This is a genomic window from Shewanella sp. FeAMO, assembly GCF_053653955.1.
On record NZ_CM132201.1, the window covers coordinates 3,164,124 to 3,177,906 of the forward strand.

The window sequence follows — 13,783 nt, forward strand, 5'->3', positions numbered from 1 at the left end:
TTGTTAGGGCGGCGATCTTCGCACATCTGACCGCCCATGAGAAGGCTTTTGGCTTCGACTTTAGCCACAGAAACGCCAAAAAAACCTGACAGCTCTGACCTGTTGAAAATGGTCAAAACCGCTCAGGCAGAGGCTTGGGCTGTCAAGCTTGACTCTATCAGTAGAGTAAACTGTAGAGCTTGCGACGATAGCCGCTCGCCAGTGCATTCCCCTGGCCAAGGGCTGAAAGTATCGTCAGAAACTGTTGTTTCAACTCACCATTGCCGGCGTTGAGATCTTGCTGCAGTTGCGCAAAAAGCAGCTCAAGAGCCTCTTCATCCCGGTGCGCTTGATGCAGTGCCGTTGCCAGCTTGCCAAGTAAACTCAGGTCACCCGGAGCCGCTTCAAGCGCTTGTTGCAAAGAGCGGATTTCCGGCGTATCGGCAGCCTCTTCCGCCAATTTGAGTTTGGCTTGTAAACTGGCGTAGTATGCATCCTGATCTTCAAGCTTGATGCCGGCAAGCAAGCTCTTGGCACCGGCAATATCACCGCTTAACAGGCATGCATCGGCATAGGGCAAGGCCACCTCGGCGCCGTTGTGCTCGCCATAGGCCTCCTTCAGCAGCACCAGGGCTGCAGCGGCATCGCCTCCTGCGAGTAATTCTCTGGCGTCAGCAAGTTGCAACTCCCAGGCGGCGGGCAGATGTTTATCCAGCATGGCCTGAATTTGCGACTCGTCCTGCACCCCAGCAAATCCGTCAACCGGCTGGCCCTGACTGAGGAACAAAGTGGTCGGCAGGCTCTGGATTTGGAAATAGGAGGCAATTTCCATCTCGGTTTCACAGTTAACGGCCGCCAACAGCAGTTGCCCCTGATAACGGCTTGCCAATGCTTCCATGGTGCCGAGCAGCCCCAGACTCTCCGGGCTCTGCTGGGCCCAGAAGACCAACGCGACCAACTGTTGTTTCGAGGCTTCCACCACCTGTTGAATATTGTCGCGGGTCAGTTCGATACGTGTTTCCATAGCAATCCTTGTTGGATGGTCGGGCTATTCCCGAGTAAAAAAGGGCCATAAAGGCCCTTTTTTGATTGGCTTACTTAAGATTGGCAAGCAGCATCTGGTTCATCAAGCGGATAAACTCAGATGGGTCGGCCAGGCTGCCCTTTTCTGACAACATTGCCTGTTGCAACAACAGGTTACTCCAGTCATTAAAGCGGCTTTCGTCTGCCTCTTCATTGAGCCTGGCCACCAGCGGGTGCGTCGGGTTCAGCTCAAATGTCGGTTTGACTTCCGGCACCTGTTGGCCGGCGGCCTGCATCAGCTTGATCATCTGGCTCGACATCTCACCTTCACCGGCCACCACACAGGCTGGGGTATCGGTCAAACGCGTGGTCACCCGCACATCCTTCACCTTATCACCCAGCGCTTCTTTGATACGCTTGAGCAAAGACTCGGATTCGGCCGCCAGTTTTTCCTGTTCGGCCTTTTCATTCTCATCTTCCAGCTCACCGAGATCCAACTCGCCGCGGGTCACAGAGTGCAGCGCCTTTTCCTTGTACTCGGTCAGATGGTTGATGAGCCATTCGTCGATGCGATCAGACATCAACAGCACTTCGATGCCCTTCTTGCGCAGCAGTTCCAGGTGCGGACTGTGGGCCGCCGCCTCATAGCTGTCGGCAACAATATAGTAAATCTTGCTCTGACCTTCTTTCATCCGGCCTATGTAGTCGTCCAGCGATACCGTCTGCGCCGCAGTGTCATTGTGGGTCGAGGCAAAACGCAGCAAGCCGGCCACACGCTCGCGGTTACTCCAATCCTCTGCAGGGCCCTCTTTCAGTACCTGGCCGAACTCGGCCCAGAACTGCTGGTACTTGTCACTGTCGTCTTTTGCCAGTTTCTCCAGCATGCCCAGCACCCGCTTGGTGATGGCCGTGCGCATGGCTTGGGTCACCTTGTTGTCCTGCAGTATCTCACGGGAAACGTTCAGCGGCAGGTCGTTTGAGTCGATAAGGCCTTTGACGAAACGCAGGTAAGCGGGCATAAACTGCTCGGCGTCATCCATGATAAATACACGCTGAACAAAGAGTTGCAGACCCTGCTTGCGATCCCGGTTCCATAGGTCCCAAGGCGCCTTGGAAGGAATGTACAGCAAGCTGGTGTATTCCTGCTTACCTTCGACCCGGTTGTGACTCCACAGCAGAGGATCGCTGAAGTCATGGGAGATATGCTTGTAAAACTCCTGATATTCCTCATCGGAAATCTCAGACTTGTTGCGGGTCCAAAGCGCGGTGGCCTTGTTCATCACTTGCCATTGACCTTCGGTCGCAGGTACTTTTTCACCATCCGGGCCTTCAGACTCGGGCGAACCTTCCTTCCACATCTCTACCGGAATGGAGATATGATCTGAGTACTTGGTGATGATAGAGCGCAAACGCCAGTCGTCGGCAAACTCTTTTTCCTCTTCCCGCAGATGCAGAGTAATCTCGGTACCACGGCTTTCTTTGACTATGTTCTCAACGGTAAAGTCGCCTTCACCTGCAGACTGCCATTGCACGCCTTCATCGGCCTTGTGACCGGCAGCGCGGGTTCTCACCGTTACCTTGTCGGCCACAATAAAGGCCGAGTAGAAACCCACACCGAACTGACCGATCAGCTGCGAGTCTTTGGCGGCATCACCGGAGAGGTTTTTGAAGAATTCTGAAGTGCCTGACTTGGCAATGGTACCCAGATGCTCGATAACGCCGTCACGGGTCATACCAATACCATTGTCTTCAATGGTAATAGTGCCCTTTTCCTTATCGGTACTGATACGTACCCTGAGCTCGCCATCACCTTCATAAAGCGCATCGTTGGTAAGCGCCAGATAACGCAGTTTGTCGGCGGCATCGGCAGCATTGGATACCAATTCACGCAAGAAAATCTCTTTGTTGGAGTACAAAGAGTGGATCATCAAATGCAAAAGTTGTTTGACTTCAGTTTGAAAACCATGAGTTTCTTGATGTGACATGAATAGCTTCCCTTGTTTATCGCAATAGGTTAAACCAACTTGAGTTGCTTAACTAAATGGGGATGCGATTTTTAAATTCAAGGGCGGAAGGACACAGACCGATAACAGCCGTCGAAAAAATAGCCCTCACATGGCCCAAAATATCGCCTGGACGCCGATTGACGATTTCCATCCATGTCGGAAATATCCAATCTTTGCGCTCTTTGCCTGGTTATCGTCTGAGACCCTATCTCAGGAGATATCATGATGAAACGACTCGATTACGCGAACGCCGCACCACAGGCAATGAAGATTCTTTACCAACAGGAAAGCTACTTCCACCAACAATTCAATGCATCGGAAACCATGTCAGTGACTATCTGGGAGCTGGTCAAACTCAGAGTTTCACAGATCAATCAGTGCGCCTTTTGTATTGATATGCACAGTAAAGACGCACTGAAGTACGGCGAAAAGGCCGAACGAATTTTTGGCCTCAATGCCTGGCGGGACATGCCCATCTATAGCTACGAAGAAGGTGTCGCCCTCGGTTGGGCCGAGAAACTGACCGCCGGTTTAAGCATCAGCGATGAAGAGTACCAACAGGTGCTGGATTGTTTCGGCCCTCAGGCGATGACAGATTTGACCATAGCTATCAATGCCATCAATAGTTGGAACCGTATAGTGAAAGTGTTTAAACCCGAGGTAGGCAGCTACCAGCCCCAATGACTCGGGTTACCCATGGACGGCAAACTATTCTCCCAAAGGCAGGCACACCTGTCACAGTTAAAAAATAGCCCCGCATAAGCGGGGCCGGTATTCACAGAAGGCACATTAACCCAAGTTTCAGAGCGGCATTCGCCCGTTGAACGACAATGCCAAGGTTGTGCTGTCGACATATTCCAGCTCACCGCCTACCGGAACCCCATGAGCGATTCGGCTCACCTTGACTTGGTAGCGATGGGCGATATCGGCAATAAAATGCGCCGTGGCATCACCTTCAACCGTCGGGTTCGTGGCCAGGATCAGCTCGGCAATCTCGCCTTTGGCCAGATGCTCTTCCAGCAGCGCCAGCCCCAACTCCTCGGGTCCGACACCATCGAGAGGCGACAGATGCCCCAGCAACACAAAATAACGGCCACTGAAATGCCCACCGGCTTCGATAGCCAACACATCGGCCGGCGTTTCAACCACGCAGATGGTATCGGCGTTGCCGCGCCGAGGACTGGCGCAAATTGGACACAGCGTTTCCTCAGTGAAGGTGCGGCAAGACTGACAATGCCCCACCTCCTTCATGGCCCGCTCCAATGCTTCAGCCAACTTGAGCCCGGCTTTACGCTCGCGCTCAAGCAGTTGAAACGCCATCCGCTGTGCCGATTTAGGGCCGACACCGGGCAAACAGCGCAGCGACTGGATCAATTCATCCACCAGTGGGCTGAATTTCATCTGTTATTCCGACTCAGAATGGCATCTTCATGCCAGGAGGCAGTTGCATGCCACCTGTCACTTCGGCCATCTTGGACTTTTGGTTCTCTTCAACACGGCGAGCCGCATCGTTGCATGCCGCGGCGATCAGATCTTCCAGCATGTCTTTGTCGTCTTCCAGCAAGCTGGGATCTATCTCGACTTTGCGAACATTGTGGCTGCCGGTCATGGTGACTTTCACCAATCCTGCGCCTGACTCACCAGTGACTTCCATGCGGGCAATCTCTTCCTGCATTTTGGCCATTTTTTCTTGCATCATCTGGGCTTGCTTCATCAGGTTGCCCATACCGCCTTTTCCAAACATAGCTTTATCTCTTCAATTCAAGTTGTGAGTAACAGGTCAAAGTTGGCTAATCTTACTGAAATAAACCCGCTTGGCAATCCAAGAGTCGCTTTGAGCGGCAATCTTATGAAGCGGGTAACATCCACAGTGCCCTAGGGCGCCTTGTCTGCAATCAAATTAGCCCGTTGACTGAGCAGCTCAGGGGGATACCCTAGAGTATCCTGATCCAGTTCGGCCCCCATATGACTGACAAGCCATTGAATGTTTTCATCATTCATCAATGAAGCATGAGCCCCGCTCAGGAGTTCCTGATGAAAACGATGACGAATTTCCAACGGCGTTTCCCTTTGGTCATCTACTCCTACGACAATCTCTGTGCGGCAAGGTTTCCCAAACAGTTTGGAAAGCGCCTCTTCGAGCTGTTTGATGGCCGAATCTGCCGCCAAGTGCTTCTGATCCGGCTTGAGCAGCAAGGGCAGCGGTTCAGCTATCCGCTCACAGACTGAGTTTACCGCCAGTTGCCGAACCCGGCCGCCTATTTCGAGCGAGGACATCAATTTATACCAATAGAGATCCTGTGGATGACCGCTGGGCGGAGCATGGGCGAAGGCCTCAGCGGACTCCGGGCCTGGTGCTTGGCCCGGCTCGGATGCAGGCCGAGCTCCTGTGTTTACAGTATTTACTGTAGCGCTTTGGCCAGATCCCTGCCCAAGCTCATTTTTCAGCTCATGTCCCGGCTCGTCTACCGCCTGTGGTACAGCTTCCTGTGCTGTCTGCTGCGCGGTATGTTGTGGTTGTGGTTCAGGCTCAGGCAAAAACTCAGGCACAGACTCTGGTTCGGCTTGTGGGAAAGCCACGTTTTGAACCGTTTCACTGTCTTGCATTGCCTCGCGACCCGCTTCAACCGCACCCTCTGGGGCATCTTCCCATGGTGGCCTGTCCTCCTTGAGCGCCGCAACATGATTTGGGCCAGATTTGGAGGGCACCTCCACAGGAGTTTGCGCTTCTGCTTGGGAAGGCTCAGGGCTATTGCTTGGTTCAGGGCTGTCTACCCGCTCAGGGCTTTTGCTCAGCTCAGGGCTGTTTCCTGGCTCTGCTGCCGCTTCTGACTGAGTGGCCGCTACAGCATCGGACTCAGGTGCTGCAGCCGCGCTGCGGCGCTCCAGCAAGGGCTTTTTTTCTTCACCGTCCTTGGGGCTGGCGGCCTCTATATCACTGAGCAGCAAATCCCGGGTGGCAAGCACCTGATCGAGCAGATCATCACCCAAGATGTCATCGCTGCCCGAGTCTATGTTGGCATCGGCAGGCACTGGCTCGCTTGATGGCTTATTTGATAGCGATGCCTCGGAGGTACTCTTGTCAGCAGCGGATGGCATTTGGCCGTCCATCGACATCTGCTGCTGATAAAAATCCAGGCTGCTATCCTGCCCTTCACCTTGCAGTGAATAGCCCATGGCAGCATAGAAGTCATCCTGGGATTGCTGCTCATCGTTAATAGCCGAGGTTTCAGCTTGTGACACAAGCTTGTGAGGTTGAGCTGCAGCCGGTTGCCGTGCCGGCAGAGACTCGGCCACTTTAGCAGGCTCAGAGGCCTCATTCCGGAACCCCATGCTACCGGCCTGGGATAACAGCAGCGCTTGTTCGGCCAATAAGGCCTGTTCGTCTGCATCTTCGCCCTCATCGGCAGCCATCTGTGAGTCAACATTGCTCGCCTGCGTCTCAGCCGCCGGGCTTACCTGTGTTGGCATCTTGGCAGCTTGCGTCTTTTCGGCTTGCGCTTCGACAGCCTGGCTTGTAACAGATTGAGCAGAGGCGGCTTGAGGTTTTATCTCATCGGCGTTATTGCTTGCCAGGGGTTGATTCAGCGCCCCGACCGCCGCAGGCGCAGCGGCACTGCTGCTGTCATCCAAGGCAGACAGATCGGCGACTTCACCCCTTTGCCAGCGTTTGGGCGGCGTTTCCGGCACAAAGGCAACGGCTCTGAGTAACGCCATCTCCAGCCCTGACTTGGGATCCGGTGCATAAGGCAGCTCCTTGCGACCGCTGAGCAGCAACTGGTAATAGAGCTGCACCTGCTCGGGGGTGAGGTTTTCACCATAGTGGTTAATTCTGGGACCAAACAGCGACAGATTGGCCGCCGCCGGCGCAAACTGACTCAGGGTTATCTGATGCAAGAGCTCCAGCAAGCTACGCAGCACTTCGGCAGCATCGGCGCCAAATGCCAGCACCTTGGCCACTTCCTGCATCATTTTGGCGATGTCGCCTGTGAGGAGCGCATCAAACAGCGCCAGCACCTGGCGCTCATCTATGGCGCCGAGCATGGTTTGTACCTGCTCCAGCATCACTTGCCCGGCTCCAAAGGCGATAGCCTGATCTGTCAGGCTCAGGGCATCTCGCATACTGCCGTTGGCGGCTCGCGCCAGAAGCGTCAGCGCAGAAGTTTCAAACTTAAGACCTTCGCTTTGCAAAATATGCTGCAACTGGCTGGCCATCTCCGTCTGATCCAGACTCTTTAGGTTAAATTGCAGGCAGCGGGACAGTACAGTCACCGGCAGCTTTTGCGGATCTGTGGTGGCCAGCAGGAATTTGACGTGCTCAGGGGGTTCTTCCAGTGTCTTGAGCAGCGCATTGAAACTGCTGCGGGACAGCATATGAACTTCGTCTATCAGGTAAACCTTGAAACGCCCACGGGTTGGGCGATACTGAACATTATCCAGCAGTTCGCGGGTATCATCTACCTTGGTACGGGAAGCCGCATCGACTTCGATAAGGTCGACAAAACGCCCCTGGGCAATTTCCTGACAGGCACTGCATTGGCCACATGGCTTGGCGGTGATCCCTGTTTCGCAGTTGAGCCCTTTGGCAAACAGGCGCGCCAAACTGGTCTTGCCGACGCCGCGGGTACCGGTAAACAGATAGGCATGGTGCAGTCGTTGCTGACTCAGGGCATTGGTCAATGCATGCAAGACATGAGATTGGCCGACTACCTGATCAAAACTGGCAGGTCGCCATTTTCTGGCTAGTACCTGATAGGACATGAAACTCCCCAAAATCCATAAAAGTATCTTTGCGGGAGCAAGCTCCGCGGATCGTAAAACAATAACATGAGGTATGACTTCACGCTACCGAGACGACCCGCAAAGCAGCAGGGCTGAGCTTTTATTCGCCGTCAAACTCGCACAGCTTAACCAGTTCGAGCCCTTGCTCGGTCAGGCGCTGTTCACCGCCCAGGTCCGGCAGGGAGATCACAAATGCGGCGTCTTTCACCTCGCCGCCTAAGCGACGGATAAGCTTAACTGTGGCTTCAATGGTGCCACCGGTTGCCAGCAAGTCATCGATAACCAGTACCTTGTCACCCGGCACTATGGCATCAACATGCATTTCCAGGGTGTCGTGGCCATATTCCAGCTCATAGCTTTCGGCTATGGTTTCTCTTGGCAACTTGCCGGGCTTACGCACGGGAATAAAGCCCACACCCAACTCCAGCGCCAGAGGGGCACCAAAGAGGAAACCGCGGGCTTCGGTACCGACAACCTTGGTAAAACCATGATCTTTATAATGATCCACCAGCAAACGAATGCTTAACTGGTAGGCAACCGGGTCTTCAAGCAGACTGGTTACGTCGCGGAACAGGATCCCGGCTTTAGGATAATCCGGAATGGTTTTAATGCTTTGCTTAATCAGGCTTAAGCTGTCGGAGTTCATTGCCATAGTCTCAATACTTCATTTCCAGACACTGGGCCCGGCTCTTTACAACAAAAAAGTCCACACTGAGGTGGACTGCATTTCAAAAATCCGGCTAAAGCTTAAGCCGCTTTAATCCGCCATGCAACAATCTCTGTCGATAAGTGATCCAGGAGTTGTTGCTTTGTGTCACAGTTCAATGGTTTTCTCCAAAAGCCATTAACCTGGGACATATCCATACTGGCGGCCACTTCCTCTTGGCTGTGAGTACTTAGCACCACGACAGGCAGGTTAGCATAACCGTCGAGTTGCCTGAGTAGCGGGACGAAGTGCGGCCCGTCGAGCAAAGGCATGAAAAAGCCACTAATCACGGCATCGAAGTTTTGCCGCTCGGCGCACGCCAGCCCCTGCATGCCATTGGTGGCCAACGTACAGTGCCAACCTTGGCTCTGGAACAGTTCGGCCAAAGCCTGTTGGCTGATGTTATTATCATCAACAAGCAAAATGTTGAAACTCATTAAATTTCCCTGGTGGTTTCAAGGCGCGCCAAGGCTACCCCAACTGAATGACAAAATCACGACAAGTCGGCGTTTTTGTCTACAGGATCACTCACTATCTTCCAGCTCGGGGATCTGCCACAGGAACAACAACAGACAGACACAGCAAACGGCAAGTAAGAGTTTCACCCACCAAAGTGGCACCAAGGCAATGCTGAGGGCAAAACTGGCACCACTGACCAAAAAAGCCCTTCGCTTTAATCCTTTACGCATCGCTTTACGGGAATGCCAATCGGCAAGAGGCTGGGCAAACCAAGGATGACTGTGCAGCCAATCGTGTAGCCTTTCGCTGGAGCGGGCAAAACAAAAAGCGGCCAACAAAATAAAGGGAACCGTGGGCAGCACAGGCAAGACGATGCCGAGTAATCCCATAGCCAGGCTCAAGATACCCGAGATTAAAAAGAAGCCTCTTTTGATAACCATCCAATTTCCTCTGGAAAACCGGTCGCCCCTAAACAAAAGCCACCGCTGAGGGTGGCCATTGTAGCAAAAGCTGGATCTTGCTGCTTCAGATCAATCCCGCGTGTTTCAGCCAAGACAGACTGGCAGGCAGTGTAGGTAACAGCATTACCAGAATAAAACCAAGAAAATACAAAATATTGAATGGGTCTTTAAACGGCTGACTCATGACAGCTCCTCTACTTCTAGGGCCAGTGTGGGAGTGATCTCAATCACAAAACCGCGCTATTCTAGCCCTTTCTCACGCCGATAAAAACCATGTTTTTTCAATGGGATTAGCCACTCCCTTGTATTAAGGCCGTACTCAGGCATCAATGTCAGCCAAAGGGTCAGCCCAAGGCAAGTACAACTAAAATAAACTCATGCCTGACAAGGTGTTGTGGCTTGGATGGCGGTTGTGGGTTGCTTACGAATAATGCCCAAGACCGCCAGCTCCGCCAAAGTAGTGAGCGCGCCCTGACAAAGCTGTTGCTCAGGAAACTGGGGAAATGTCTCTGCCAGCCAAGCAAGTAACCGGGTAAAACTCAGCGGCGTTTGCTGCAGTTTGGCCAACAGCTGCGCCGTCATGGGATTGAGCCTTAAAAAGCGCACCTCCTCTTCCCGGTCACGATAGACACAGAAAAATACCGGGGTGGCCGCCACCGAATCCGGGCGGAAATCTGGGCTAATTCGGTCAACTTCGAACTGATATTGCGCCACTCTGGCGGTGACGGCCAATTGCAGTTTTGCAGCCAGTTGCTCCAGCGCCTGGAGCTCGGTCGGCTCCAGCCAAGGCGCCGAACTGTCCACTGCCACAGATACCTGCAGTTCCAAGAGTTCATAATGTGCCAGCTCCAGCATAAAAGGCATGGCATCCAAAGCGCTTGCCTGTTCCCGGCACAGATAGTCGAGAAACTCGGCGGCAATATCGATAAACAACGGGCTTTGACAATCATGGCGGGCAAAGAAATCCTTTACCAACGCCAACCACTGCGCCTCTGTATGCAACGACTTAAGAACCGGATAGGCATTGGAAACAAAGCCATTGACATTATTGAAAAAAAGCTCGCGATATACCCGCATGTGCCGTTCATCGGTGCCGGCCGGCAAAGGCATATCATCCCGCCGCAAATAGGCAACAAAAGCCTGTTGTAATTGGGCCAAGGCCATCAAGCTCTCCTCTCTTGTGCAAATGCACCCAAGGCCCGGTGTTGCAGCGTGTCTATCTGCTTCAACTCCTGACACAAGACTTGGGTTTCGGGAATATTAAAGTCCCGCTCCAGCAAGGTGGGATGCACCCCGTGCAACCTATAGCACTCTGCCAGCAGTTGCCAGACAGGGTCGATAATATCGGCGCCATGGGTATCGATAATCAGATCTTCATCCTGCTGATAGTGACCGGCAATATGCAGGTAAGCGATGCGCTCACTGGGCATGGCCGCCAGAAAAGCTGCAGGATCATAGCCATGATTAACCGAGTTGACATAGATGTTGTTGACATCCAGCAGCAGACGACAGTCAGCCTCTTCCAGCACAGCGCAGACAAACTCTTGCTCTGTCATCTCGGCACCCGGAGCAGCATAAAAGGACACATTTTCCAGAATAAGTGGCCGCTCCAGAATCGCCTCCACCTGTTTGACCCTGGCACTGACATGCCGTACAGCCTCATAAGTAAAAGGGATAGGCATAAGATCGTACATATGCCCATCGGCAGAGCAATAGCTTAAGTGTTCTGAATAGACATCTATCTGGTGCAAATCGAGAAAGCGCTTAATCTCCTTGATAAACGCCAGATCCAGCGGAGCTGGGCTACCGATAGAAAGACTGAGCCCATGGCAGTAAAATGAATGCTTCTCGGTCAGTTGTCGAAACTGCTTTCCAAACTTACCCCCCAGGCGCATCCAATTTTCCGGCGCGACCTCGAAAAAATCGGCCTCCTTGGGTGCTGCCTGACAAAACTCGGCCAGCATCTCCCGCCTAAGCCCCAAACCGACACAGTTATTCATAAATAATTACCGCCTTTGTGGTTTCAGACAGGGCGCAATGCGCCCTGCACTATTCAGCTTCAGTGGTTACTACCGCACTTGGCTTCACCACACTTGCCTTCCTTGACCTTATTGGCTTCGGCTTTGGCTTTACCCTCGGCGGAATGCTTCATTCCTTCGCCACACTTTCCTTCACCGCACTTTCCTTCTGCGGCTTTTTTCATGCCTTCACCACACTTGCCCTCGGCGGCCTTATTCATGCCCTCACCACATTTGCCTTCGGCAGCTTTCTTCATCCCTTCGCCACACTTGCCTTCGCCGCATTTACCCTCACGGCCCTTGTGCTCGGCTTCTTTGGCTTTCTTATCACCACATTTACCTTCGCCGCACTTGCCTTCATTACCAACCAATTGATAACCGGCTTCCATTGCCTGAAAACCGAAAGCACTGGCTTGGGCCTCTGCCGCGACGGTGGAACCTGCGATAACCATACCCAAAGCGGCTGCTACTGTAGTTGTCTTGACTGTCTTCATTGTCTTTCCTGCCTGTTGCTCATAGAGTTGTTACGAGTGACCGGCCTCGATTGCCGGCTTGCAATATCAGACCCGGGGACAGCAGAATCTATTTCACATTTTCAACCACGGATCACAGTTTTTACCTAAAACCCCATGTAGGGATACATGAGTAAAATAGCAAATGCCGATAAGATCAAGCTGTTAACAGTTAGATCTCTCGAATAAGCCTGTGCCTTTTCAACTGTCGATTGGTGCCGGATGGGATTTAAGGTAGAATGCGCCACTTTCTATTTCAGCCAGGCCTTAAACACGTGCGTATTATTCTCGCCCCTATGGAGGGGGTTGTTGACAATCTGATGCGGGAACTGCTCTCTGCAATTAATCCTTATGATCTGATGGTCACAGAGTTTGTACGTGTGGTGGATCAACTTTTGCCTGAAAAAGTCTTCCATCGCCTCTGCCCCGAACTGCTGCAGGGCGGCATGACTCTCAGTGGTACGCCGGTCAGGGTACAGCTTTTAGGGCAGGAACCTGGTTGGATGGCTGAAAACGCCTTGAGGGCAATAGAACTCGGCTCCCAAGGGGTAGATGCCAACTTTGGTTGTCCGGCCAAGATGGTCAACCGCAGCAAAGGCGGTGCCGTGTTACTCCAGTATCCGGAGCAGATCCATAAGATTGTCAAAGCCATGCGGCAGGCGGTTCCTGAACCTCATGCGGTGACCGCCAAAATTCGCCTGGGGTTCGAAGACAAGAGCCTGTTTATGGAAAACGCGCTGGCGATTTATGAAGCCGGCGCCACTGAGTTGGCTGTCCATGCCCGCAGTAAAAAAGACGGTTACCGTCCACCCGCCTATTGGGAATATATCACTGAGATCCGTGAAAAACTGGCCATTCCCGTGATCGCCAACGGCGAGATTTGGAACCGGGAAGATGCCCTGCGCTGCATGGAAGTAACGGGTTGCGACAGTATCATGGTGGGCCGCGGCGCCATCTCTCTGCCCAATTTGGCGGATCACATCAAAAACGGCGCCATGCAATACAGCTGGCAACAGACCCTGGCACTGCTGATGAGTTACAGCCAGAAAGAGCTCAGCGGCCGCAAGAGTTGCTACTACCCGGCACGGATCAAACAGTGGTTCAGCTACCTCAATCGCCAGTATCCACAGGCCGATACCCTGTTCAGGGAGCTCAGGGTACACAAGCAAACCGACGACATAGTGGCCACTCTCAGCCGAGCTCATCGCGAAATAGATGACAAGATGTGAGCAATTCTGACAAATTAGCGCCTTAACGACAGAAAATGTCACCCAGATTTGATCTTTATCATAGTGACATTGACCCGGCTGTTTAGACTAAATGACCGTAGACTCAATCTTTACAGGCAATTATCAGTGAGCAGCTCCCATATCAGACAAGCATTGTCGGCGTTAGAAATCGATCTCAGGAAAGAGATAATGGTGCTCGGACCCCACTGGGATCCCCAGATGTCACTCAGTGATCTGATTGAAACCATGATTCAGGCCGATCTTTGCAAACATCCTCTCTACCACAGACTATTGAGACTGGATGCCGCCCTCTGCCAACTGGATTTAGGGCTTTATGGCCTTTGTGCAGACTGTGAGGCTGAAATCGAAGCATATCGGCTCGACAGAGATCCGACCGAGCAGCGTTGTGAACGTTGCCATGAGCAATATAAACACGAACACAGACAAGAATTGCGATTGAATCACTGATTGATCAATCAAGAGCGATGAAGGCAACCTCAAGGGTTGCTTTTTTTATGACTATCGTAAAACTCCGCTCTTTCTTTGCGCGTATGTCCTCGGCTCCTGACAGACAAGCTTTTATTCGGATAAACGGAACCCCCAGCCTA

At 52.7% G+C, this 13,783-nt stretch carries 14 protein-coding genes; 3 read left to right on the top strand and 11 right to left on the bottom strand.

Annotated features, from left to right (window positions below; translation table 11 throughout):
- Positions 1 to 157 precede the first annotated feature (157 nt).
- Positions 158 to 1,003: a tetratricopeptide repeat protein gene (locus ACWAU4_RS14220; protein ID WP_028781268.1), complete on the bottom strand. Its 846-nt coding sequence runs from the start codon at positions 1,001 to 1,003 to the stop codon at positions 158 to 160.
- A 70-nt stretch (positions 1,004 to 1,073) separates the two neighbouring features.
- Positions 1,074 to 2,987, bottom strand: coding sequence for a molecular chaperone HtpG (gene htpG / locus ACWAU4_RS14225; RefSeq protein ID WP_208124892.1), 1,914 nt, complete (start codon positions 2,985 to 2,987; stop codon positions 1,074 to 1,076).
- 243 nt (positions 2,988 to 3,230) lie between these two features.
- On the opposite strand from htpG, the gene ACWAU4_RS14230 reads away from it, so the two are divergent.
- The gene (locus ACWAU4_RS14230) at positions 3,231 to 3,692 is read left to right on the top strand and encodes a carboxymuconolactone decarboxylase family protein (protein WP_045282655.1); all 462 of its coding nucleotides are present in this window, start codon (positions 3,231 to 3,233) and stop codon (positions 3,690 to 3,692) included.
- Positions 3,693 to 3,809: 117 nt separating this feature from the next.
- On the opposite strand, the gene recR is transcribed toward ACWAU4_RS14230, so the two are convergent.
- From recR to ACWAU4_RS14275, 9 genes are all read right to left on the bottom strand, one after another.
- Positions 3,810 to 4,409: a recombination mediator RecR gene (recR, locus tag ACWAU4_RS14235; RefSeq protein WP_025011506.1), complete on the bottom strand. Its 600-nt coding sequence runs from the start codon at positions 4,407 to 4,409 to the stop codon at positions 3,810 to 3,812.
- 13 nt (positions 4,410 to 4,422) lie between these two features.
- A complete protein-coding gene (locus tag ACWAU4_RS14240; RefSeq protein ID WP_107005352.1) occupies positions 4,423 to 4,752 on the bottom strand; it encodes a YbaB/EbfC family nucleoid-associated protein in 330 nt (109 codons plus the stop codon).
- Between the two features lie 131 nt (positions 4,753 to 4,883).
- Positions 4,884 to 7,769 (bottom strand): DNA polymerase III subunit gamma/tau, encoded by a 2,886-nt coding sequence (gene dnaX / locus ACWAU4_RS14245; RefSeq protein WP_454290305.1) that lies wholly within the window; start codon positions 7,767 to 7,769, stop codon positions 4,884 to 4,886.
- Positions 7,770 to 7,890: 121 nt separating this feature from the next.
- The gene (gene apt, locus ACWAU4_RS14250; RefSeq protein ID WP_025011504.1) at positions 7,891 to 8,442 is read right to left on the bottom strand and encodes an adenine phosphoribosyltransferase; all 552 of its coding nucleotides are present in this window, start codon (positions 8,440 to 8,442) and stop codon (positions 7,891 to 7,893) included.
- A gap of 95 nt (positions 8,443 to 8,537) precedes the next feature.
- Entirely contained in the window at positions 8,538 to 8,933 is a 396-nt protein-coding gene (locus ACWAU4_RS14255; RefSeq protein ID WP_028781028.1) for a response regulator, read from the bottom strand.
- Between the two features lie 87 nt (positions 8,934 to 9,020).
- On the bottom strand, positions 9,021 to 9,395 hold the full coding sequence (locus tag ACWAU4_RS14260) for a YbaN family protein (protein ID WP_025888748.1): 375 nt from the start codon (positions 9,393 to 9,395) through the stop codon (positions 9,021 to 9,023).
- 396 nt (positions 9,396 to 9,791) lie between these two features.
- Entirely contained in the window at positions 9,792 to 10,580 is a 789-nt protein-coding gene (locus tag ACWAU4_RS14265) for an HvfC family RiPP maturation protein (RefSeq protein WP_062793806.1), read from the bottom strand.
- The gene (locus tag ACWAU4_RS14270; protein ID WP_028781029.1) at positions 10,580 to 11,416 is read right to left on the bottom strand and encodes an HvfB family MNIO-type RiPP peptide maturase; all 837 of its coding nucleotides are present in this window, start codon (positions 11,414 to 11,416) and stop codon (positions 10,580 to 10,582) included. The genes ACWAU4_RS14265 and ACWAU4_RS14270 overlap by 1 nt, the downstream gene beginning before the upstream one ends.
- Before the next feature lie 59 nt (positions 11,417 to 11,475).
- Complete coding sequence (locus tag ACWAU4_RS14275) at positions 11,476 to 11,928, bottom strand: HvfA family oxazolone/thioamide-modified RiPP metallophore (protein ID WP_025011501.1); 453 nt, start codon at positions 11,926 to 11,928, stop codon at positions 11,476 to 11,478.
- A gap of 293 nt (positions 11,929 to 12,221) precedes the next feature.
- On the opposite strand from ACWAU4_RS14275, the gene ACWAU4_RS14280 reads away from it, so the two are divergent.
- Complete coding sequence (locus ACWAU4_RS14280) at positions 12,222 to 13,175, top strand: tRNA-dihydrouridine synthase (RefSeq protein ID WP_025890163.1); 954 nt, start codon at positions 12,222 to 12,224, stop codon at positions 13,173 to 13,175.
- A 126-nt stretch (positions 13,176 to 13,301) separates the two neighbouring features.
- Positions 13,302 to 13,643, top strand: a complete 342-nt coding sequence (locus ACWAU4_RS14285; protein ID WP_025011499.1) for a TraR/DksA family transcriptional regulator — start codon at positions 13,302 to 13,304, stop codon at positions 13,641 to 13,643.
- The last annotated feature ends 140 nt before the right edge of the window (positions 13,644 to 13,783 follow it).

Bases quoted from the DNA above. Each gene is read 5' to 3' on its own strand.
- ACWAU4_RS14220 (WP_028781268.1), bottom strand. From the start codon at position 1,003: ATGGAAACACGTATCGAACTGACCCGCGACAATATTCAACAGGTGGTG.
- htpG (WP_208124892.1), bottom strand. From the start codon at position 2,987: ATGTCACATCAAGAAACTCATGGTTTTCAAACTGAAGTCAAACAACTT.
- ACWAU4_RS14230 (WP_045282655.1), top strand. From the start codon at position 3,231: ATGATGAAACGACTCGATTACGCGAACGCCGCACCACAGGCAATGAAG.
- recR (WP_025011506.1), bottom strand. From the start codon at position 4,409: ATGAAATTCAGCCCACTGGTGGATGAATTGATCCAGTCGCTGCGCTGT.
- ACWAU4_RS14240 (WP_107005352.1), bottom strand. From the start codon at position 4,752: ATGTTTGGAAAAGGCGGTATGGGCAACCTGATGAAGCAAGCCCAGATG.
- dnaX (WP_454290305.1), bottom strand. From the start codon at position 7,769: ATGTCCTATCAGGTACTAGCCAGAAAATGGCGACCTGCCAGTTTTGAT.
- apt (WP_025011504.1), bottom strand. From the start codon at position 8,442: ATGGCAATGAACTCCGACAGCTTAAGCCTGATTAAGCAAAGCATTAAA.
- ACWAU4_RS14255 (WP_028781028.1), bottom strand. From the start codon at position 8,933: ATGAGTTTCAACATTTTGCTTGTTGATGATAATAACATCAGCCAACAG.
- ACWAU4_RS14260 (WP_025888748.1), bottom strand. From the start codon at position 9,395: ATGGTTATCAAAAGAGGCTTCTTTTTAATCTCGGGTATCTTGAGCCTG.
- ACWAU4_RS14265 (WP_062793806.1), bottom strand. From the start codon at position 10,580: ATGGCCTTGGCCCAATTACAACAGGCTTTTGTTGCCTATTTGCGGCGG.
- ACWAU4_RS14270 (WP_028781029.1), bottom strand. From the start codon at position 11,416: ATGAATAACTGTGTCGGTTTGGGGCTTAGGCGGGAGATGCTGGCCGAG.
- ACWAU4_RS14275 (WP_025011501.1), bottom strand. From the start codon at position 11,928: ATGAAGACAGTCAAGACAACTACAGTAGCAGCCGCTTTGGGTATGGTT.